At 56.4% G+C, this 21,412-nt stretch carries 13 protein-coding genes; 10 read left to right on the top strand and 3 right to left on the bottom strand.

The features are described from left to right. Positions 1–1,258: 1,258 nt before the first annotated feature. A complete protein-coding gene (locus tag OMP40_RS32825; RefSeq protein ID WP_338131300.1) occupies positions 1,259–2,107 on the top strand; it encodes a heparinase II/III domain-containing protein in 849 nt (282 codons plus the stop codon). A 412-nt stretch (positions 2,108–2,519) separates the two neighbouring features. On the opposite strand, the gene OMP40_RS32820 is transcribed toward OMP40_RS32825, so the two are convergent. Continuing rightward, the gene (locus OMP40_RS32820; RefSeq protein WP_277537555.1) at positions 2,520–4,229 is read right to left on the bottom strand and encodes an NHL repeat-containing protein; all 1,710 of its coding nucleotides are present in this window, start codon (positions 4,227–4,229) and stop codon (positions 2,520–2,522) included. Between the two features lie 705 nt (positions 4,230–4,934). Between OMP40_RS32820 and OMP40_RS32815 the strand changes: the two genes are divergently transcribed. From OMP40_RS32815 to OMP40_RS32805, 3 genes are read left to right on the top strand one after another with little or no spacing between them, the layout of a single operon-like run. Further along, positions 4,935–6,197 (top strand): polysaccharide deacetylase family protein, encoded by a 1,263-nt coding sequence (locus OMP40_RS32815; protein ID WP_277537553.1) that lies wholly within the window; start codon positions 4,935–4,937, stop codon positions 6,195–6,197. A 1-nt stretch (position 6,198) separates the two neighbouring features. Next, positions 6,199–6,660, top strand: a complete 462-nt coding sequence (locus OMP40_RS32810) for a hypothetical protein (RefSeq protein WP_277537551.1) — start codon at positions 6,199–6,201, stop codon at positions 6,658–6,660. 2 nt (positions 6,661–6,662) lie between these two features. Next, entirely contained in the window at positions 6,663–7,763 is a 1,101-nt protein-coding gene (locus tag OMP40_RS32805) for a DegT/DnrJ/EryC1/StrS family aminotransferase (protein ID WP_277537549.1), read from the top strand. A gap of 374 nt (positions 7,764–8,137) precedes the next feature. Here the strand turns inward: OMP40_RS32805 and OMP40_RS32800 are convergent, their stop codons facing one another. Both OMP40_RS32800 and OMP40_RS32795 read right to left on the bottom strand, forming a co-directional pair. Further along, entirely contained in the window at positions 8,138–12,274 is a 4,137-nt protein-coding gene (locus tag OMP40_RS32800) for an S-layer homology domain-containing protein (protein ID WP_277537547.1), read from the bottom strand. Between the two features lie 399 nt (positions 12,275–12,673). Continuing rightward, the gene (locus OMP40_RS32795) at positions 12,674–14,053 is read right to left on the bottom strand and encodes an extracellular solute-binding protein (protein ID WP_277537545.1); all 1,380 of its coding nucleotides are present in this window, start codon (positions 14,051–14,053) and stop codon (positions 12,674–12,676) included. A gap of 526 nt (positions 14,054–14,579) precedes the next feature. Here OMP40_RS32795 and OMP40_RS32790 point away from each other — a divergent pair. From OMP40_RS32790 to OMP40_RS32765, 6 genes are all read left to right on the top strand, one after another. Continuing rightward, entirely contained in the window at positions 14,580–15,470 is an 891-nt protein-coding gene (locus tag OMP40_RS32790) for an extracellular solute-binding protein (protein ID WP_277537544.1), read from the top strand. Beyond that, the gene (locus tag OMP40_RS32785) at positions 15,427–16,221 is read left to right on the top strand and encodes an extracellular solute-binding protein (protein ID WP_277537543.1); all 795 of its coding nucleotides are present in this window, start codon (positions 15,427–15,429) and stop codon (positions 16,219–16,221) included. Before OMP40_RS32790 ends, OMP40_RS32785 begins: the two co-directional genes overlap by 44 nt. Positions 16,222–16,332: 111 nt before the next feature. Next, on the top strand, positions 16,333–17,280 hold the full coding sequence (locus OMP40_RS32780) for an ABC transporter permease (RefSeq protein WP_277537542.1): 948 nt from the start codon (positions 16,333–16,335) through the stop codon (positions 17,278–17,280). A 16-nt stretch (positions 17,281–17,296) separates the two neighbouring features. After that, positions 17,297–18,175 carry a carbohydrate ABC transporter permease gene (locus OMP40_RS32775; RefSeq protein WP_277537540.1) on the top strand — a complete coding sequence of 293 codons (879 nt, stop codon included), beginning with the start codon at positions 17,297–17,299 and terminating at the stop codon, positions 18,173–18,175. 15 nt (positions 18,176–18,190) lie between these two features. Continuing rightward, complete coding sequence (locus OMP40_RS32770; RefSeq protein ID WP_277537538.1) at positions 18,191–19,966, top strand: polysaccharide deacetylase family protein; 1,776 nt, start codon at positions 18,191–18,193, stop codon at positions 19,964–19,966. Continuing rightward, a complete protein-coding gene (locus tag OMP40_RS32765; RefSeq protein ID WP_277537536.1) occupies positions 19,945–20,601 on the top strand; it encodes a cyclase family protein in 657 nt (218 codons plus the stop codon). The genes OMP40_RS32770 and OMP40_RS32765 overlap by 22 nt, the downstream gene beginning before the upstream one ends. Positions 20,602–21,412: the final 811 nt, after the last annotated feature.

Raw genomic sequence — 21,412 nt, 5'->3', positions numbered from 1 at the left:
CAAATCTTGGACCCCGAATGGGGCGTCGACGACGGCATGGGGTATCAATTCGATCCGAACGACACACTGGCATACGGTCGCCCGTATACGTTCGTCGCCTATTACGCGCATTGGGCGCTCTGGTACAACGGCGGGATGATTAAGACGGCGCTGAAGGATTTATCGGACGCCTACTTGTTTACCGGAGAGCAGCGCTACGCGGACGCGGCGCTCGTCATGCTGGACCGGATCGCGGATTTATATCCGGATATGCAGGTGTCGCAATTCCCGCATTCAGCCGTCTCCGGCTATCGGCACTACGGGTTTTTGCCGAGCGACGGCTGGCACTTCAATCCGGGACGAGGGAAAATCGTCGGCAGCATCTGGGAAAATGAAATGATGAAAGCGGTCATGTATGCCTACGATGCCGTATACCCGGCGATCGGCACCTTGGGGGCCAAGGCGTCCGAAGTGCTGAACGGCAAAGCGTATTCCGCGAACAAGAGTAAATCCGATCGGATGAAGGTGAACTTCGAAGACGGCGTGCTGCGAGAAATTTTTAAGGCTTACAAAAAAGGCGATCTCCAGGGCAATCCGGGCATGCATCAATCGACGCTGGCGCTGGCGGCGGTCGTGCTGGACCATGATCCGGAGACGAGCGAGATGTTGAACTTCGACTTCCGCTCCGGCGCTTCGGACTGGAAGGACGATATCAAGACCGGCGGGAATATCATGAACATTCTCGTAGACGACGTTAGCCACGACGGCCAGGGCGATGAGAGCGCGCCCTTATACAATGCCCTGTGGCTGTCCAACTGGCTGGAAGTCGCCAAGATGCTGGACGGCTACGAACTGCCGGGAGGCGGGACGCTGGATGGCGGATTGGATGCGGATCTGTTCAAAAATCCGCGCTTTCGCAAAATGTTCATGGCGATGTACCCGCTCCTGCTTACCAGCCATTATACGCCGAATATCGGCGATTCCGGCCAGACGGGGTGCCCGGACGTATCTATCATTCGCCTGGACGAGCTCATTGCGGGCTACAGCCGATACGGAGAAGACAAGTTGGCGCAAGCGATTTATCTATTGAACGGCAGGACCGCCAGCGGCATCGCGCTCGACATTTTCTCCGACAATCCGAATGCAGTATCGCAAAAAATCGGAAAGGTTATTGAAGAGAAGGGCGAACTGAACCTTGGCTCCGACAACTTATCCGGTTACGGCCTTGCCATCCTGCGGGACGGGATCGATCTGTCCGGCTTCACGAACCCTGAGCTGGATGATGCACTGCTCCAACCCGCCGACGAGGGGGAAGGCCAGGACGACGCAGCGAGCGCTCTGGATGTATTACGGCGGCACGGCCAGCCATGCCCACGGCGATCCGCTGAACCTGGGGTATATCGCTTACGATCTCGATCTGATGCCCGATTTGGGTTATCCCGACACGACCAGCGACGCCCTGGCGTTTTTCCCGCGGACGACTCGCTCGCACAACACGGTCATGGTAAACGGATTGCCCGTCGATGCGTACGGCGAGCCGACGAACTTCGACGACAGCGGATTCGTCAAGCTGGCCAGCGTCAACGCAAACGGCGTGGCCGGCATATCGAATGCGCCGGGCGGCTTGTACAAGCGAACGACGGCGCTGATCCGGATCAGCGATGAAGATTCCTATATTGTCGATCTGTTCGATTTGAACGGCGGCCGTAATTACGAATACAGCTTCCATTCAGGCGAATCGGAATCCGCCAATACTCGTTATGAAGGGTTGGAGCTGGAGTCCTCGGGCGCGGACGAACTGTCGGTGAAAAATTTTCGCAAGCATGCCGGCGCGACGAACGGCTCGTTCAGCGTCGACTGGAATCTTCAAGATACGTACAACCGTTACGGCAACGGGGCCGGCGCCGTCACGGACGTTCATCTCAAGGTGACGATGCTGGGCGACTATGAAGAGGTTACGATCGCCGACGGCATTCCACCGCAAAATTCGCTGACGAATCCGAAAAGGCTGGAATACATGTTTGTAAAAAAGCAACGATTCAAGAACGGTTTATACTTCCGTCATCGAGCCTTATCGGGGCGCATCCACGATCGCTTCGATCGAGCGGCTGCCTGTCGTCGAGGATAACGGGGCTGCGGCAGACCCGGCCGCAGTCAAGGCGCTCCGCGTGGCGTTTAAGGATGGGCGCACGGACTTTATCGTGCAATCGCTGGACGCTTCGACGGTTTATACGGTCGCCGGCAAGTTTGCGTTCTCCGGCTTTTTCGGCGTGTATTCGGAGCAAGACGACAAGCTTGTCCGCGCTTACTTGCATGAAGGCACCCGGCTTGGCGACCTTGTGAACGGCACGCCGGCCATTACAGGATTCGTGGCGGGGAGGACGGATACCCTTGCGGTCGACAACTTGATCGACCTAGCTGTCGCACAGCAGGTAGACCCGGCCTTTTTGATCGGCAAGTACATCTATATCGACAACGATGCCGATGTCAACGCCGTCTATCGGATCGAAGGGGCAAGCCGGCATCATGACCGTATTCGGCTATGCATCGGCGACGTCTCCGTCGTTGACGCCTGGCGGGACAGCGAAGATTTCTCGCAGGGCTACGCCTTCAGCTTCGAGCCCGGAGACGCGTTCCGCATCCCGCTGTCGCTGAGCAAGCGCTATGCGGAGGGTTCCGGCGACGACAGCGGCGATCCGAAGCCCGCGACAGGCGCCCCGGAATAGGGGACAGCGGCGAGCGAGGGGCATAGCTGCAATCGAGACAAAACGCCGTCCGGTCACAAGACCGGACGGCGTTTTGATATGCACGATAGCTTCGTCCTTCCCAGCTAGGGTTAATTCCGCTCGTTCAAGTCCCGGGCCCTGATGACGTACAACGAAGTCGTAACGGAGAAGTAAATGTCTCCGGCGGCCGTCAGTGTAGCCGCTCGAATCGTTCCCGGCAGCAGAGACAGTAAGGACGCTTCCCCCGCTATGAAGATGGATTCGAATCAACTCGTCGCCACAGAAGGCGGCCACATGCTCGTCGTCGAGCTTGAGCAGCCACAAGCAGGGCTGACTGACGGCGACGGTGTGGACCACTTTTCGCTCGGCGACGTCAAAGATATGAATTTCGACGCCGGCCGCGAACGCGACTTTGCCCTGAGAGGCTGCGATGCCGTAAGTATCATTCGGACTGGCGGGATAGTCGTACTGATCGATCAGGCCCTTGCCCGGTTCCCATATTCCGAGCTGCCAAGGAATGTCGTGACGGGTGGAGAGTCCGCTCGTGCCGCTGTGCGTCGTAAAATAAACGTATTGATCGTCGGCCGCGACGCTTGCGATCGCCCGCTCGGGAATCGGGTCGTACCAGTTCTCGACCTCCAGCGTCTCGGTATCTACGCGCGACAGCCCTCCGCCGTAGACGCCATAATTAGCCGACCAGCCGGTCCAGATGCCGCCGTCTGGTCCGCGGACGCTCCGTCCCTCGGGACGGATCAATCGGGGACCCACCGAGCGCAAGGTCCGGGGATTGACGTTATTCAGCTGATCCCACGGTTGGTCCGGATCGTAGACCGTATGATCTCCGCCGACATAAGAGGCGGTGAACAGTCTATCGCCGACGAAGACCATGCCGTACACTTCCCCGCCTTCGTTGCAAACCGAGGAAGAGTTCCAGTATTCGCCCGTCGCGGGGTCGAACCGGAAGATCGTCTGGCCGAATCCGCTCGCTCCCCAAATTCGGCCCTTCGGGTCTTCGACAAGCGTGAAGATTTCCGTGACCGGGGCTTTTGCCGGAATTTGCGCAAGCGCGATCGGTTGCGGCGTATCGTAATCTTGTGGATTCGAAGGCTTATCGACGATGAAGTAGTCTTGCCCCCTGAAGCTGGCCAGCCGACCGTCTTCCAACTCGATGAAGGGGAGCTGTTGGCCGTTGGCCAATGTGATCTTCGATGGCTTGAGCTGGTCGGCAAGGCCGGCATCGTCTAGCGGCTGAAGGGTTCGAGGGTCGTAAAAATCCAGCTGTCCTTCGGTTTGCGTACAAATGAAGCGATCGTTGATTTCCCGGATCTCCGCTTCGGGACGGCCGAATTCTTGAAAGGTGCCTTTCGCGATGTCGTAAACCTTTAATCCTTTGGTATCGAAGCCGTAATAGACGAATATGAAGCCGGGAGCTTCTCCCCATACTGGCCGACTGTACAGGTTTTTGGGGTTGTCGGACACCTTGCCGAGATTGACGAGCGTATGCGTGGCAGGGTCGTACTGCATCAGGGAACAGCCGGGGTACGTACCTCCGTATACTTTGCCGTCTGAGCCCAATCCCATTTTCCAGAAGTAGGATTCGCCGATTGACTTCAGCGGCTCCGCCCATGTACGCGTACGAAGATCGAGGACATGCAGGTAAGCCTGCTCGACGCAAGTTCCGATAACGAGCTTCTCATTGTTCCAGTTGACGATCCCCCCATGCGCCGTTCCCTATCGGCAGCTCGCGTTGCTCGCCTTCCCCCCGTTTGCGTATCGATAATGACGACGGTTCCCGTACCGCCCAACGCAAAGTTGGACAGCACATGCTTTTCTCTCCCGTCCAACGGGTCGATCAAAGAGGTTTGACCGAGAATATTGAAATTTCTGCAGGGCTGGCCGACGAGTTCATAGCGCTTTGACGCGGCTTCTCGCTTAAACAAATAGGTTCCTCTTTTCTCTGCTTCAGATTAATTTAAATACATGTATGCAATATGTTCATAATAGTATTATAGGAGGATGTGAATAAGGGGTCAACTCGATCTGCAGGCAGTTTATAGCGGCAGGCTGAAGCGTGATGATACCTTCCACAGCGCACACAAAATGGGTTGAACAATCGAAAACGTTCATGTATAATTACGTACAAGTAAAATACATGTATATAAAAAGAGGATTTGCTTTACAAATCTTGATCTAATTCGAAACGGTATTGCACAATTAGGAGGATGCAGCATGGAATTGGCACGGGTAGCCATCGTTCAAGAGAAGAGAACCAGCCAAAAGAGATGGCAGTACGGAGTCAACGTTTTTGAAGGCTATATCGAAGAGGCGCTGGCCCATCTGCGTCTCCCATACCGCACTTATTTGACGCTTGAAGAAGCTTTGGCTGCGTCGCCCGACATATTGATTGCCTCGGTATATGAAGAAACGGCCGCAAACGGCAAGCTGCTGCTCGAGTATGCGGAAAACGGCGGTACGGTAGTATCGTACAGCGGGACCGCGCAACTGGCATCTGCGCTCGGATTTGTCGAGCGGCGGCCTGTTCAGATCGGCTATGCTTCGTTGTCCGGCTCCCATGTTCCGCTGCGGTTTATATCGGCTCGCCCCTGGGCCGCGCAGGAAGGGAAGGATCCCGTGCTTACCGAGTTTGGCAGTGTGTTCGCAGGCAGCCCGGATGGAGCTCCGCAAGGTTCGGCGCTCCTGTCTGTCAAGGTCGGCCGCGGTTCGGTCGAACGCTGGTCCGTCGATATTCCGGGAACGATCGTGCACTTGCAGCAAGGGACCGGTCCTGTCTACGACGACGGCGTTCAAGCTGCGGATGGCACCGTCCAACTGCGCGAAGGCATTTTGAAGGCGGATGACCGCTGCGCGATGGATTATGAGTTTGACCGGCAAACGACGGAAACCGGCGTAAACTACTTCGCTTACCCTTATGCGGATATGTGGCGCGACGAGATCGTCAAGCACCTGATCGCGATAGCCGTGAGCAAAGGCAAAACGCTTCCCTTTCTATCTTATTGGCCATCCGGCGTAGATTCGGTAGCGGCAATCTCGCATGACAGCGATTCGAACGAAGACGTCCACGCCGAGACGACGCTGGAGCTGCTGAAGGAGCTCGACATTCGAACGACCTGGTGCATGATGGAGCCGGGCTATAGTTCTTCTATATATAATGAAGCGAAATCTCGCGGGCACGAAATCGCGCTTCATTATAATGCAGTCGAATTCGATGGCGGCATATGGGACGAGACCCGATTCAAAAATCAGGCGGCCTGGTTAAAGCGTGCAGCCGGCGTGGACCGGATCGCGACGAACAAAAATCATTATACGCGCTTCGAGGGCTGGGACGATCTGTTCCGCTGGTGCGAACGCTACGGGGTGGAGTCCGATCAGAGCCGCGGACCGAGCAAAAACGGCAATATCGGCGTTTTGTTCGGAACTTGCCATCCTTACTTCCCGATCAGCGACTTCCAGGAGCAAAATCGATTTTTTTAATGTGCTGGAAATCGGATTTTTCAATCAGGACTTGAATCATCCCTACTTATACGATTCCAGTGTCATTGAACCGTTTCTCCGAATAGCCAAGCAGGCGGAAGGCGTCGCGCATTTTCTGTTCCACCAGGTTCATATTCACAAGATCGAAAATGTGCGCACGGCGGTAAGAGAAGTCGTCGAAAAGGTGAAGGAATACGGACTTGCGATGTGGACGGTCGGCGAAATTAACGACTGGGAACGTGCAAGACGGTCGCTGTTCATCGTCGACGTCGACGACCGGGGCGTTCCGGTCGTGCAAGGCGCGTCGCTGCCGCAGCCGGCAGACCTGTATGTGCCGGTACCCAAGGATCGATTGACGGACGGGCAGGCGTACGAGCTCAAATTCGGCGTTCCCTGCCGTAAATACTCGACCGCGCGGCACGCCGATCGTGCGACAGCGGTAATCGCAGCTAAGGAGGCCTGAGCATGTCCGAGACGAAACGCGAAAAGCTGGCCATCGACGGCGGAACGCCAGTCAAGACGACGCCCTTCGGAACCGGAAAGCGGTTCGGCGAAGAAGAATTGGAACAACTGCGCGAGGCGCTGGACCAAAATACGTTGTTTTATCATTTTGGGGGCAAGGTCGGGCAATTTCTCGGCGATTTTAACGCGATGTACGGCGTCAAACGAAGCGTCGCGACGTCGTCGGGCACGGCGGCCATCCATGTGGCGCTGGGCGCTGCCGGCGTGACGGCCGGCGACGAGGTGATTACGAGTCCGATCACCGATCAGGGCACGGTCATCGGCATCCTTTATCAGAATGCCATTCCGGTGTTCGCGGATGTACTGCCCGACACGTACAATCTCGATCCCGCATCGGTCGAGGCGAAGATTACGCCTCGCACGAAGGCGATCGTCGTCGTTCATCTTGCCGGCAACCCATGCGATATGGATGCGCTGCTGTCGATAGCCCGCCGGCATAACCTGAAGCTGATCGAGGACTGCGCGCAAAGCTATCTTACAACCTACAAGGGTCGGCTTATCGGAACGATTGGCGACTACGGCTGTTTCAGCACGAACGACTTCAAGCATATCTCTACAGGGGACGGCGGCATCGTGACCGTCAACTCGGGCAACGAAGAGGACTATGCGGTCACCCATGCGTTCGCGGATAAAAACTATCAGCGTTTTACGAACGCGGTGCGGCGCGAAATTCACCATCTGGCGCCAAACTACCGAATGACCGAGCTGCAAGGCGCGGTCGGCATCGCCCAGCTGCGCAAGCTGCCCTGGATTTGCGCGAAGCGGACCGAGTACGGCAACCGATTGACCGAAGCGTTGGCCGGGGTACCCGGCCTTGTGCCGCCGAAGGTAACAGAAGGCGGCACGAGCACGTATTGGTTTTACCTGTTCCGCTTGGAACCGTCGCGCTTGAGCGGGACGGTCGACGCGTTCTGCGCGGCCCTCCAGGCGGAAGGGATTCCTTGCTCGCGAGGCTACATTCCGCAAGCCGATCTATATGCAGCCGATGCTGCGCAACCGGGAGGCTTATCCGGGAACGCAATACCCGTTCGAGCTGTCTCCTGATATCGCCTACGGAGAAGGACTATGTCCGGTGGCGGAAGAGGTGTTGCGGACGTCCGTCCGTCTGACGATCAGCGAGTTCTACGCGGAGGATGACATCGAAGCCATGATCAAAGCGATCCGCAAAGTCGCAGCAAGCCTTATCGGGTGATATAACCTGCGAGACGTCAATCCGGCCATAGCGGAGGTCGTTCGTTTTATAGATAAGGGATCAAGACGGGCATGCCGTTTAGCCTGCGCCTGGTCGAGAGGTGCATAAGTCCGACGGAAAAAGGTACAGTCACTCCGCAAACGGAGGAGACTGTACCTTTTTTATCTGATGCAGCAAGTGCGACTGTCCAAATGAGCAGGGGTGTCGACTTGTCTAAGCGGGCGGTTCAGGATTCGTCCAAATAGCGGGCATACGCCAGGGTGCGCAGGAGGAGCGCCGCCGCCTCGGCGCGGCTTGCCGAATCGGACAGTCTGAGCCGGCTGCGGTCGTCGCCCTTGAGGATGCCCGATGCCGTGAGCGCAGCGACGCTGGGGGATGCCCAGTGCGATGCGTCGTAATCGGTGAAGCGGCCCATGTCGACGAGCGTCTCCGGCAGCTTGGAATCGGTCAGCGTCAAGGCTCGCACCAGCATGGCCGCGAGTTCTTGCCGGGTGACGATATCATCCGGACGGAAGCTGCCCGCATCGTCGCCTTCGATGACGCCGGCGCGCGCTGCGGCTGCGACACTCGCGGCATACGGCGAATCGGCAGGAACATCGCTGAAAGTTTTATCCGCTGCTGCAGAACCTAACAAATCCAGGGGGAAGCTTCGGGCGAGCAAGGCGGCGAATTCGCCGCGACTGACAGAAGCTTCAGGGTCGAAGGTCCGGGCGCTTCTTCCGTTGACCAGTCCTTTGGCCGCAAGCCGCTCTACGGCAGATTGGGCCCAGTGCTGCTTCATATCGGCAAAATGTGTATCGATGTCAGATACAAGCGCGTAGTAGCCTTCGGCAACGAACGGCGCCGGGATCTGTGTCGTGCCGTCCTCCCGGACGACAGACGGGATAAAGCGAAGCTGGCCGGAAGCATCCGGCAGCATAACCGCATGATGTGCCGCCTCCGGATTGCCGCTCTTCAGGATCAGCTTCAGATCAAACCGCTGGGGCGAGAGCGGCTTGTCCTGATCGTCGCGGATATCGACGCCGACGGGCGTCGTCAGCAAGCGCGCGCCGCCAGACGTTGCGAGCCGGCGAGCCGAATCCGCGAGGGAAGCGGGGGCTTCCTGCAGGCGAAGCGTGATGCGCTGGCCGTCGGCACGTTCTTCGACGAGCTGTGCGACCGGTATTTCCAGCGATGCCTCTTCGGATTGCAGGACGAGGATCAACTGGTCGTTGCGTTCCGCAAGCTTCAGCAGTTCATTGATTCGCAGCGCCGCCTCGGACCCGGGCAGGATGAGCTTGCCGCGCTTGATCTGCTCCTCGGTAATGGTGTAAGCGACTGTCCCGGCAGTCAGCGTCAGCGGTGCAGGGATCGTCGACGGCACAGGCGTTGGTGTCGGTGTCGTCGAAGGTGCAGGCGTTGGCGTCGGCTCGTCATCGGCACTGACCACGATCTCGACCGTGGCCGTCTTGCCGCCGTAGCTGGCGCTGACGAGGCTGCGGCCCGCGCCCAGGGCGCTGACTGCACCGGACGCTCCGACGGCGGCGACAGCCTCCGAGCTGCTGGCGTATTTGGCTTGAACCGTCACATCAACCTTGGTACCCAGGTCGGTCCGCGCATAGACCTTTGCCTGGCCCTGCTCTCCCTGCGACCAGGTTCCGTTGAGGACGAGCTCGACGGACGCCACCGCGGACGGCAGCGCGACGTCTTTGAGCGCCATACGGTACATATTGGCGCCTTTGGCGTAATAAAGCGTACCGTCATCAGCGCGGTCCATCAGCGATATCGTGCCTGAATCGAGTACTTTCCACGCCAGAGTTGACGGCTGAATGGCCACAAGCTGACGATTCAGCGTCGTATACAGCGTGCCGTCGTCTCCCCAGCGTATGTAGTACGGTCTCCAGGTGCTGTTGCTGACATAGTTGCTGGGGAATATCACTTTGCTCTTGACGACTTCCAGCGTATTCGGGTCGAGTGCAAAAACGGTGCCGGATGCGATCGTCCACAGCAGGCCGTCGGGACCGAAGGACAGGTCGCCGATCATTTTGGGGGCGACATCGATCCCCGGAATGACGGGCGCGGCTTCCTTTACCACCCGCTCGGACTGAACATCCCAGACGAATATTTTGGCTTTTTCCTCCGTCGGGGTTGAACCTCCGCCGCCCCAGACCGAAGTGCCTCCGTATATTTTTCCGTCCTTGTAGGCCATGCCGATGATGCTTTGATTATGGATGACATCGTTGAATTCCTTCCATTCGCCGGTCGTGTCATCGTAGACGGTCAGCGATCCGCCCAGATAGCCATAGGTAGGGATCGTGCCGACAAACAGCTTGTCGCCGCCGCTCTCCAGCGCGAAAGGGCGGTCCTGCGCGTTGCCGATGTCGTAGGCAAGTCCGGGGTTGGAATCGGAAGTATAGCCGAACTGGAACGGCTGCGCGGGATCGTACCGGTACATGACGGCTCCGCCGTACGTTCCGAAATACGTTTTGCCGTTCAGAAACCCGATGCCCTCCGGCTGCGGGAAGTTGGCGGCATTGTGCTCCACTGCGCCCGTGACCGGGTTATAAATGCTCATCGCGGTCACGTAGCCGCCGGTATAAACCCGGCCGTCGTCGCCGATTTCAATCGACTGGATCTCAATGCCGGTCGTATCGATATCCATCGCAATCGACTGCGTCCATCCGTCATCCGGATCGATCAGGATGTATTCGGTATATTCCAGCAGCATCGCCAGTACCGGCTTGCCGGCCTTCGGCCCGCTGTCCGGCGTCACCCATCCGATCTGGGAAGGAACGGACATCGGCAGCGTCGGAATGCCGTCGACTTTTTCCGTTTGCTTGCCGGAGAGACTGTAGCGGTACAAGCTGCCGTCATTTTTGTAATAGATGAAGTCCGGGTTCGTCGGGGAAGGGGGAGATACTTTTTGCTTGAAGACGAGGTTGGCCTCCACTTCCAGACTTTGTTCGTCGATCACGATCAGCGAAGAGCGCTCATCGCGGATCAGCACCTTCCCGCCGTAGACCCAGACGTCTGCGCCCATACGCGCCTGGCCGCTGTACGGGGTGACGATTTCCTGCTGCGCGCCGCTCTCCCGGTCGACCCTGACGACGGCGTCGGGGAGGCCCAGCGCAACATACACATAGCGGTCGGTAACGGCGATGCCGCGCGCATAGGTTTGCGCGTCATTCACCCGGATCGGGCCCAGGTCCGTGAACGCGCCGCTTGCGATATCGTATTCGAATACTTTGGCGCTGCCGGTCGTGGCGCCATATATTTTGCCATCGGCGGATGCGGCCAAATCCCAGACCCATTTGTCGGATGGATTGGCGCCCAGATTCGTCATTTTTTTCTCCTGCGGGTCATAGCGGTACAGGATGCCGTCGTTCGTGCCGGAGAAATAAATGCGACCGTCCGAGCCCTGTACGATCGCGTACAGGTGCGTAATTCCCGGCACTTTTTGCGTAAACAAAATGTCGCCGTTCGTGGCATTGACCGCATAGAAGGAGGCCGGGTTGTCGGTGGAGCCGGATACGGCGAAGTACAGCTCTCCGCCTTGGCTGGCATAGGCCTTGAATTCGCCGCCTACCGTAGGCGAAGCTTGGACGACCGGACCGAGAAGCTCCGGTGCCTTGAATTCCGAACCGAAGCCGGCCGCCTGTTCAAGAGCGATATCGTCATAGTAGGCTTCGCCGACGCTGCCGTAGCCGGTGTAGATAAAAACGGCGGCAGCGCTCGATCCTTGCGGCGCCACGGAAGCATGCTCGACAAGCTGCCATTCCGCACCGGAAGCCGGCGCGATCGTTTCTCCGCTATAGGAAATGACGGCTCCTTCGGCATCGAAATAGGCGATATTTAACGTAACGGAACCGCTCAAGGCGTGGACGTAGCCGGACAGCGCGTAGCTTTTTCCGGGTTCAGCCGTTATTTTCGAGCTGTACAGCCAATAGGACAGATCCGTTCGCGTATCTATGACATGCAGGCTCTGGCTTCCGCTGCGCTTGACATCGGCGGATAGATTGAAGCCTTCCGTACCGTAAACTTGCGTCCATCCGGGAATGCCGGCTTCGGCTGCTGCTTCGAAGCCCGGATTCAGCAGAGAGGGGGGAAGCGGTTCTCCAGGTTCTTCATAAGCCGATACATCGTCAAGCCAGGCGCTTCCGGTCTGGCTGCCAGCGAGGTAGATCAGCGCCGAAGCGGCATTGGGGGGAGCGACATCGGTCGAGGAGATGTGTTGCCACGCTCCCTCGCTTCCGGAGACGGCAACCGTCTTGTGTCCGTCGATCGGGTCGCCGTTGTAGTCGATAAAGCGGAGGTTAAACTCAAACTGCGCGTTGTCTTGCAAGTAGGCGTAGCCTTCAATCGTGTAGGATTTTCCGGGGGTCACAGGGAAATGGCTGCCTGTACATTTTGATGCCGGAATCGTTCAGCAACAGGCTGTAGTCGCCCGAGTGCGCCGATGATGATGAGACGCTTGCAGGGTTTCCTTCGAATTGCCACCAGTTGCCGTCCGGAACCCCGTTTGCGTCGCTTGTCTCGAAACCGGGGTTATCGATGGATAGCGGTATTCGCGTATCGGGCGTGTCCGCACTGTAAACCGCCGGTGCCAGCAGAGAGATCAGCAAAGCGCTTACAAGTACGATGGAAAGCGGCAGACGGATTGTGTATCCCACGGACGATTCCCCTCCTATTATTGAAGAGCGATTTGGCGGTCCTTTCTTTGATGCCTGACAACAACGACATCCTTTACAGTCATTAAGCCTCACCCCCTCTCCATCTTCAGCAGTCAATGGACCGCAATCGGCTCCATCAAGTCGGATATGCGTTCCAGCATGGCTTCGGCCGTTTCCATGCCGGACCAGTAATGCTTCATTCGGCCGTACAGCTCATGAACCGCTTCCGGATCGGGCAGCAGATCGTGAATGTACAAGCTTTGATCGAGCGTGCGGTCATCGGCCCCGATCGCTTCCATCCGTTCTTCGCCCCGAATCGATTGATTGACGCCGGACAGCGGCGAGAGCAATCCCGACGTTTCCGACACTCGCAGCTGAACCTCGCGATCCAGCAGCAGTTCCAGGAATAGCTTGGCTTCTTTCTTTTTGCGGCTGGCCCGTGTCACCAGCATCCCGTTGGCAATCAGAAGGCCGGAGTTGCTTCCGGGTATTGAAGTGAGCGGATAGTCCCAGGCATCGTCAAATCCAAGCAAGGTCGTCATGTTCATCCCGACTTTGCCTTCCACGAACAGCTCCAGCGCCAGCATCTCATCGTTTAGAGCAAATACCGGAGCGAGACGATCACGGTAGATCCAGGCTCGAATTTCGTCAAATCTGCGGATCAGGCTGAGGCGGTCTTCGGGGCTGCGCGTCTGACGGAACTGCCGCCACTCCGGCAGCACAAGCGCAGGCCAGCGCGTAATCAAGGAATGGATGGCCGCGCCATACAGATCAATGATTCCGTCCTGATCCAGATCGCGGGTCAGCGCTATGGCGGACCGGGCAAATTGCTCGCGGGACCAGTCACGTGCCGGGGGGGTCAACCCGTAGCGTTCGAACAGCTCCGGATTGTGCATCATCACCACGGGGGAGAAGGTCAGCGGCACGCCCAATTGACGCCCGTCGACCTGGAAGCAGCGCAGAAGCGTCGGATGAATGGCGGGGAGCTCGATTCCCATGTCTATCACATTTTCAAAATCGTCCAATTGCTTCAGATGCTGAAAATCGCGGTCTTGGACGACGATCAGATCGGGATGAACGCCGACGGAAACAAACTGCCGGCTGTAGACATCTTTGTTCATGTCGCTTGGAATCGAAATAACCTTGACCCGAATATCGGGATGCCTCTCATGAAAGGAACGGATCAGAAGAGGCAGGCTGCGTCTCGTAAAGCTAGAAGGGTACGGAGATGCGATGATCAACGTGCTGGAGTCGTCCTCCAGATCAAGCGCAGTCGATACCATCGTGCCTCGGCCCTGGATTTTCGTAATCAATCCTTCCAGCGCGAGCTGCTTCAACGCGTTGCGCACGGGCGTTCTGCTCATCATATACTTGTTGCACATGTCATGCTCGGACATCAGGAACTCGCCCGGCTTGATGACCCCCGATAAGATCTGGGTTCGAATCATAGCGGCCAATTCCATATACATAAATTCCGAATCTCTCTTACTCATAACGAAATCCCTCGCTTCTACAAAAACTTTTTTTTATCTCTCATTATATACGGGTATTGACTGAATTTTCTTTTCCCTGCATACTTATCATCAACTTGTACTTATCATTAACTTATTATTGTAACTAACTTGTTATCATTCTAGTACAGGGCCGTTTGGATTGTCAAACCCATTAGGCCACCAGCTTTTTTTGACAAGCCTGTTATTGCTGCGCAACGTTCAGCCCGACTCTTGTTCCATTCAGGCAGAGCGAAAAAATAGAAACGGCTAAACCGGACTGCGCACACGATGTTGATCGGAAGGGGGACGAGCGACAATAGCAAAATGAGTCGGGTAACCAGAGCGTTTGCAGACACGTAATTGGCATGAACGCGGGTGCCGATGACAAATCGACAGCCAGTCGCGTATTAAAACGAAAGGCTCGTCCGGGACTGAGCTTCGGCCGATCACAGGCTGGGCTCGGGTGACGGATGGGGAGAAACCGCACGGAGAAAAGATCATATAGAAAAGATCGGGAGGGTTCAGCTTGAATCTGAAAATCCGTAGAACTTTCAAATGCGTGTCAACAGTGGTAATGGCGGCAATGGTACCTGCGTTTTTGCTTAGCGCATGTTCCGGCTCGTCCGGCAATGCAATCGGTACATCGTCGACATCGCCAGCATCTGCAGACGCCAGCGTTTCCAAGCCAACCGAGCTTTCTTTATGGATCCCGCTTACCGCCGATTTTAAAGGCAAGAACTACAATGAAAAACCATCCTTTCAAAAAATGGAAAAAGAAACGAATGTTCATATCAACTTCGAACATGTAAGCGATGCGGATGTTGAAAATCTGTTCAACCTGCTGATGGCCTCCGGCGACCTGCCGGATATGATCTACTACTACAATTGGGATGCGCAGGCTACCAAATACGGCAATAGCGGCGCACTGCTGCCTCTAGAAGATCTCATTCGCGAGAAAGCGCCCAATCTCGAACGGGTATTAAATGAAAATCCGGAAATCCGGGGTCAAATTACATCGCCTGAAGGCCATATTTATTACATCCCCAATATGGCTCTCGATTCCACGCTGCTCGTTCAAATGTTCCCGCAAGTGAGACAGGACTGGTTGGACAAGCTAGGTCTTGAAGCCCCGAAGACGACAGACGACTGGTACACGGTGCTTAAAGCATTTCGCGAAAGGGATGCGAACGGAAACGGAAAAGCGGACGAGTCTCCTTTTGTTTCCATCGGTCTTGACAGCGGCATGAACGGCGCCAGCGGAGCCGCCGGTCTGTTCGCCCCGGCATTCGGCATCGAGTTTGGCTTTTTTTGTGGAAGACGGAAAAGTCAAGTACGGTCCGTACGATCCGCGATTCAAGGATTTGATGGCCTTCATGCACAAGCTGGATGCCGAAAATCTGCTGGATACGTCACCTAAAGATTTTGCCGCGCTGCGCGAGAAAGTGCTATCCGGTCAAGCCGGCGCCTGGTTCGGCTGGGCCGGCTCGTATATGGGCACCTTTACCGCGTTGATGAAAGAAAAGGACGCCGCGACTTCTTTTGAAGTCACTCCGGTGCTGCCGCCAGTCGGTCCGAACGGGGATCAGCGGCATACTTCCCATCGCTGGCCCGCGTCCTCCTTCGGCATTGCGGTCTCTTCCAAAACGGATAAGCCGGAGGAGATCATCAAGTGGCTGGACTATCAGTTCTCCGAAGAAGGCGTTATTTTGAACAATTTCGGCGTTGAAGGGGAAGGGTACACCATGCAGGACGGCAAACCGGTGTACACGGATAAAATTGTCAAGCCGGCGGACGGAACGCCGCCTTCGGTCGCGATTCTTAGCCAAACGATCGGCGGAGGCGCGTGGCCGACCATCACGAATGTAGACGGAGCGCTGCAAATGAACGCGGCGAATGGACAGGCGACAAGTCCGACGGCGCAGTTCGCCCCTTACATCGATCTCAAGAAAAAACTGCCGCCTCTGCAGTTTACAAAGGACGAAACGGATATCATAGCGCCGATCATGGCGGATTTGAGCTCCTTTATCAAAGAAGCGAGCACCAACTTCGTCAATGGCCAGCTCCCGCTGGACAACTTCGATAAATACTTGAAAAACGTAGAAAAAATGAAGTTGCCGGTAGTTCTGGAGCAGTACCAAAAGGCGTATGACCGTTTTATTCAACAGTAAACATCTGGTTTGACCAGCGATTGCAAAAAGCTGCCGCAACGCATTGCGGCAGCCGGCAATCGCAGGAGAAACAGCGCAGAGTCGCGATTTTTCTGACAAGAAGGTGGAACGGTGAACAATGTTGCCGGCGAAAAACAGGCGGACCGGAGTTTTTTCCGGATTTGGAAGCAAGCTCGCGCCAATCGATATTTGTATCTCATGCTCATTCCAGTCGTCGGTTATTTTCTTATCTTTTCCTATAAGCCGATGTACGGGGCGATTATTGCCTTCAAAGATTTTAATCCGTATGCGGGCATTAACGGAAGCGATTGGGTAGGGCTCAAGCATTTCCGGCAGTTTTTCGAAAGCTTTTATTTCGGAAGGCTGTTGCGCAACACCATTTTGCTCAGCGTCTACTCCCTGGCCGTCATCTTTCCGGCCTCGATTATTCTTGCGCTTCTGTTAAATGAAGTTCGGAACAAGTGGTTTAAGTCGGTCGTACAGACGTTATCCTATTTGCCGTATTTTATTTCACTGATTGTTATTTGCGGAATGATCGTCAACTTCAGCGGTCCCGACGGCATTCTCAGCAAGCTGTTAGTATCGTTGGGCATCATTGACGCGCCTGTCGATTTCCTCTCTCTGTCGAGCTGGTACCGCACGATCCATGTCGGTTCTTCCTTGTGGCAGTACGTCGGATGGAATTCGATCATCTATCTGGCCGCTCTATCCGGCATCAGTCCGTCGCTCTACGAAGCGGCTGTCATGGATGGCGCCAATCGCAGGCATCAACTGATCCATATTACGCTGCCGGGTATTAAAAATACGATTGTCATTCTCTTGATTTTGAATATCGGATCGCTGATGGACAGCAACTGGGAAAAAATATTGCTTCTGTATTCGCCGTCGACGTATGAGACCGCGGATGTCATCTCGACCTATGTCTACCGACGCGGTGTTCAGGAAGCCAACTACAGCTTCTCGGCGGCGATCGGGTTGTTCAATTCGATCATCAATTTCAGCTTGCTTGTGGCCGCCAATTTCTGGAGCCGGCGCTTGACGTCCAACAGCTTGTGGTAGAAGGGAAGGCGAGAGCATGGTAGGCAAACGATCGGTTGGAGATCACGCATTCGATATCGTAAATGTCCTGTTTTTGACAGCAGCATCTTTTCTGTTTCTGTTCCCCGTTTGGTTTGTGGCCGTATCCTCCTTGAGCTCGCCTGCGGCTGTAGCCTCCGGAGACGTTGCGCTCTGGCCGAAAGGGTTCACCTGGCAAGCCTACGAACTCGTTCTGAAAGACAGCCGAATCTGGGAGGCGTACGCCAATACCCTGTTTTATGTCGGCGCGGGAACATTATTGAATCTGATCATGACGACGCTGGGCGCCTATCCGTTGTCACGCCGGCAATTGTTCGGAGGCAGCGCGATTATGGCGATGATCGTGTTCACGATGTTTTTCAGCGGAGGGCTTATTCCGTCGTATCTCAACATCAGGGACCTGGGGCTTTACAACACCAGATGGGTTCTGATTGTGCCGGCCGCCGTCAGCGCATTCAATTTGATTGTGCTCAGAACCTTTTTCCAGACGATTCCCGAGAGTCTGATCGAGTCGGCCAAAATAGACGGCGCACAAGATATAAGGGTGCTTTGGTCGGTCGTGTTGCCGCTTTCCAAGCCGGGACTGGCGGTCATGCTGCTGTTTTACGCCGTTGCCCACTGGAATTCCTGGTTTTCCGCGATGGTATATTTGCAGGACCGTTCCTTGTACCCGCTGCAGCTGGTGCTCAGAGAAATCTTGATTCATGCCCAGACGAGCGAGTTGACGGCCAACGTTCCGCAGCAGGATGTGACGCAGGTCAGCGCAACGATCCGTTATGCCACGATTATGATCGCCACGCTTCCGATCTTGCTGCTTTATCCGTTTTTACAAAAGCATTTTGTCAAAGGTGTCATGATCGGCGCGCTCAAAGAATAATGAAGGACGTGTTGAATGGTGTATAGATTGGCCAGGCTAGGCGTGCTCTTCGAGCAAACGACAGCTGCAAGAAGATGGGCAAACGGCATTCAGGTGTTCGAAGGTTATGTAAGGGAGCTGCTGGAGCAGCGTTCGATCCCCTACAGCTGGCTGGAGCGTGTAGAGGAGGCCGTGTCGGGCCAGTATGATCTGGTGCTGGCGGTTCTGGTCGATGACATGCCTCGACGCACGCAGGAGGCGCTGCTCGACTATATGGACCGGGGCGGCATCGTGGTCAGCTACGGTTCTTTGAACAGTCTTGCCCGCGACCTGGGCTTCCGTCCGGTGCGGCATGCGCAGACCGGATACGCCTTCGTGGATGGAGGAGAGCCGGCCCAATCCGGCCTTCGGTTCACGCAGGGGCGCGCATGGATCAAAGCTTCCGGCGAAGGATACCGTTCGCAAATCGAATATGCCGCAGCAGGGCGTCTGGAGCCGGAAGCCGATTCGGGAGCCGGCGAGCTGCCGGCTCTCGTCTCGATCCGGGTGGGCAAAGGGAAGCTCGAACGCTGGGCGGTCGACATCCCGAATACGATCGTTCGGCTGCAGCAGGGGGACGGCCCCGTCTTGTCGGATGGCATTCCGGCTGCGGACGGCACGGCCGAGGTGAATGACGGCTTGCTGAAAGCCGACGACGGCTGCGTGATGGACTGGGACAAGGATCGCCTGCAGACGCCGAACGGAACGCCGTACATGGCGTATCCTTACGCGGACTACTGGCGCGAGCGGTGGCTGTCTCATCTCGTTTCCGTTTGCGCCGGCATCGGCCTGACGCTTCCCTTTGCCGATTTGCTGCCGGACGGCGTGGAAGGGATCGCGGCCATTTCCTTCGATAGCGATATGAATGACAATGACAGCGCGGAGACGGCTCTGCGGATATTGTCGGAGCATCAGGTCCGCTCCAGCTGGTGCATCCTTGAGCCGGGATATCGTCCTTCCATATACGATGCGGCGCGGAAGGACGGGCATGAGATCGGACTGCACTTCAATGCGATGGAGTCCCAGGGAGGCCGGTGGAGCCGGGAGGCGTTCGCCGAACAATGCCGCTGGTTCAAGAGCGCGGCGGGCGAGCAGCGGATCGGTTTCAACAAAAACCATTACACGAGATTTGAAGGCTGGGACGATTTGTTTTTGTGGTGCGAACAAAACGGCATTCAGCTGGATCAGTCTCGCGGTCCAAGCAAGCGGGGGAATGTCGGGTTTCTTTTCGGAACCGCGCAGCCCTACCGGCCTATCGCCTCGCTTCGCGAATCGAACCGGTTGTTCCAGGTGTTGGAGGTCGGGTTTCTATCCCAGGATATGGGGCTTGACGGATGGGGAGATCGCTCCGCCATCGGGCTTTTTCTGGACACCGTTCAATCCGTCCGGGGCGTCGCTCACTTTTTGTTCCATCAAATCTATCTGCTGACAGACCCGGCGGTTCGAGAGGGATTCCGCGACGTAGTGGAGCAAGCGAAAGCAAAAGGCTTCGAGTTCTGGACAAGCGGACAGCTGGCAGCTTGGGAGAATACGAGAAGAAGCTTGAAGTGGTCGCAGCCCGGACCCGGCCGCTTGTCCGTTGAGCGCGCTGCGGACGGTCCAGGCGTCGTGGTGTACATTCCGGTTCCGGACGGGGCTCAGGCGGATGGGCCGGTTGAATACCGCTACGGTCATCCTTGCCGACGCACGGTCGTCCATTCGGAGCAAAAGCTCGGCACGGCTCAACCGAATCCGGAGGAGGAGAAAAGCGATTGCGCCAACTCATTGATCTGACGGGCACGATCAGCAATGGGATGTGGGGCTACGGCCATCCCTTCCCGGAGCCCCTTGTTCAGCCTTTGGCAACCGTAGAGCAGAATGGATTCGCGGCTCATCGGATGCACCTGCACTCGCTGACGGGGACGTATCTGGAGACGGCCGGTCATTTGTATCCCGATCGGGAGCTTCTGGGCGATGTGCCGCTTGAGCGCTGCGTGCTGCGCGCCTGGGTAGCCCAACTGCCGGAAAAGCAGGAGCTGGAAACGATCCTTCCGGAAGAGCTGGAGGCAGCCGTCGGCGGCTGTCTGCAGCCCGGCGATGCGCTGCTGATCGCGACGGGATGGGACCGGAACTGGAATCGGGCAGGGTATGCGGATCGCTGCCCTTACTTCGGAGAGGGAACGATCGAATGGATCATCGACCGGGGCGTCGCGATGCTCGGAGTGGATGTGCCGTCGGTGCAGGACCCGCGCTCCGAGGGCGAGCTGAGCGTATTGAACGCTTATTACAAGGAAAACCGACTGCTGCTCGCTCCTCTCGTTAATCTGCGGGCGGCCGAAGGCGCCGTTCCCTGGCAACTTGTCGTGCTGCCCTTGGCTATCCCGGAGCTCTGCGCATCTCCTTGTCGCGCGATTGTTATGCGCGAGTAACCTGTGAACCTGCGGCAGCAAGCCATAAAAGGATCGTCCGCCGCCCACCCAAGGCCTCTCTGGGCCGGGTGGAGGACGATCCTTTTTTGTTTTTCTTGTAATATGATGTGCCAGGAGGAAATCAAGCGCAACTGGGCTTAATCTTGACACGGATAAGCCGGGAGCTGGGAGTTGGGGGCGACCGGGTCAAAACGCTCGAAAGTGGGAATTTAATTGCGCTTCAACACTTATTTGCCCCAATAATATCGTGGTCAAAAGAAATAAATGCGTTTCAACAGCTATTGCTAGTCGGTGAGCGTAAGCCCGCCAAGCCCGCAGATCTTGCGTTGTTCAAGGTTAAATATGTCGGCATAACGGCCCCTCTCGCATCGTCGCGCAATGCGAGAGGGGGGGATAAAAAATCACATTCGCACCGGCTTTTCTGTCGATTGGACAAGCTGAAGAGGAAGTTGCTGCAAATCAGCATCCATTTTGCTGAGGTGTTAGCATGACTCAAAGAAATCCTAATCCTTCACGTATTCTGATCGCGCACAGACGCCATTCAATCGAACCTCGCTGGCGGCGGCTGTGGAGGCGTTGGAGCGGTTGGTTGTGCGTTCAGGAGGTTGCGGGCTGCCCGCCGATCGTGCACGCGCTTGATGCTAGGACCGTCAGGGCGACCTTCTCTGACGGTTTCTTATTGTACGACCCGGCATGGGTTTGTACGTACATCGTTTTTTTCCGGCAGAAGATATTCCGCTTCCCATGTAATGCGTTAACAAAGTTAACAAATGATGTTGACGGAATAACAAAAAATGTTCAATAATGGTAT

Origin of the sequence: Cohnella rhizosphaerae, from assembly GCF_029525575.1 — a bacterium.
GTDB lineage: Bacteria > Bacillota > Bacilli > Paenibacillales > Paenibacillaceae > Cohnella > Cohnella rhizosphaerae.
This window is presented reverse-complemented; position numbering and strand designations above follow the sequence as displayed.

Bases quoted from the DNA above. Each gene is read 5' to 3' on its own strand.
- OMP40_RS32820 (WP_277537555.1), bottom strand. From the start codon at position 4,229: ATGCAGTACGACCCTGCCACGCATACGCTCGTCAATCTCGGCAAGGTG.
- OMP40_RS32815 (WP_277537553.1), top strand. From the start codon at position 4,935: ATGGAATTGGCACGGGTAGCCATCGTTCAAGAGAAGAGAACCAGCCAA.
- OMP40_RS32805 (WP_277537549.1), top strand. From the start codon at position 6,663: ATGTCCGAGACGAAACGCGAAAAGCTGGCCATCGACGGCGGAACGCCA.
- OMP40_RS32795 (WP_277537545.1), bottom strand. From the start codon at position 14,053: ATGAGTAAGAGAGATTCGGAATTTATGTATATGGAATTGGCCGCTATG.
- OMP40_RS32775 (WP_277537540.1), top strand. From the start codon at position 17,297: ATGGTAGGCAAACGATCGGTTGGAGATCACGCATTCGATATCGTAAAT.
- OMP40_RS32785 (WP_277537543.1), top strand. From the start codon at position 15,427: ATGCACAAGCTGGATGCCGAAAATCTGCTGGATACGTCACCTAAAGAT.
- OMP40_RS32770 (WP_277537538.1), top strand. From the start codon at position 18,191: ATGGTGTATAGATTGGCCAGGCTAGGCGTGCTCTTCGAGCAAACGACA.
- OMP40_RS32825 (WP_338131300.1), top strand. From the start codon at position 1,259: ATGATGCACTGCTCCAACCCGCCGACGAGGGGGAAGGCCAGGACGACG.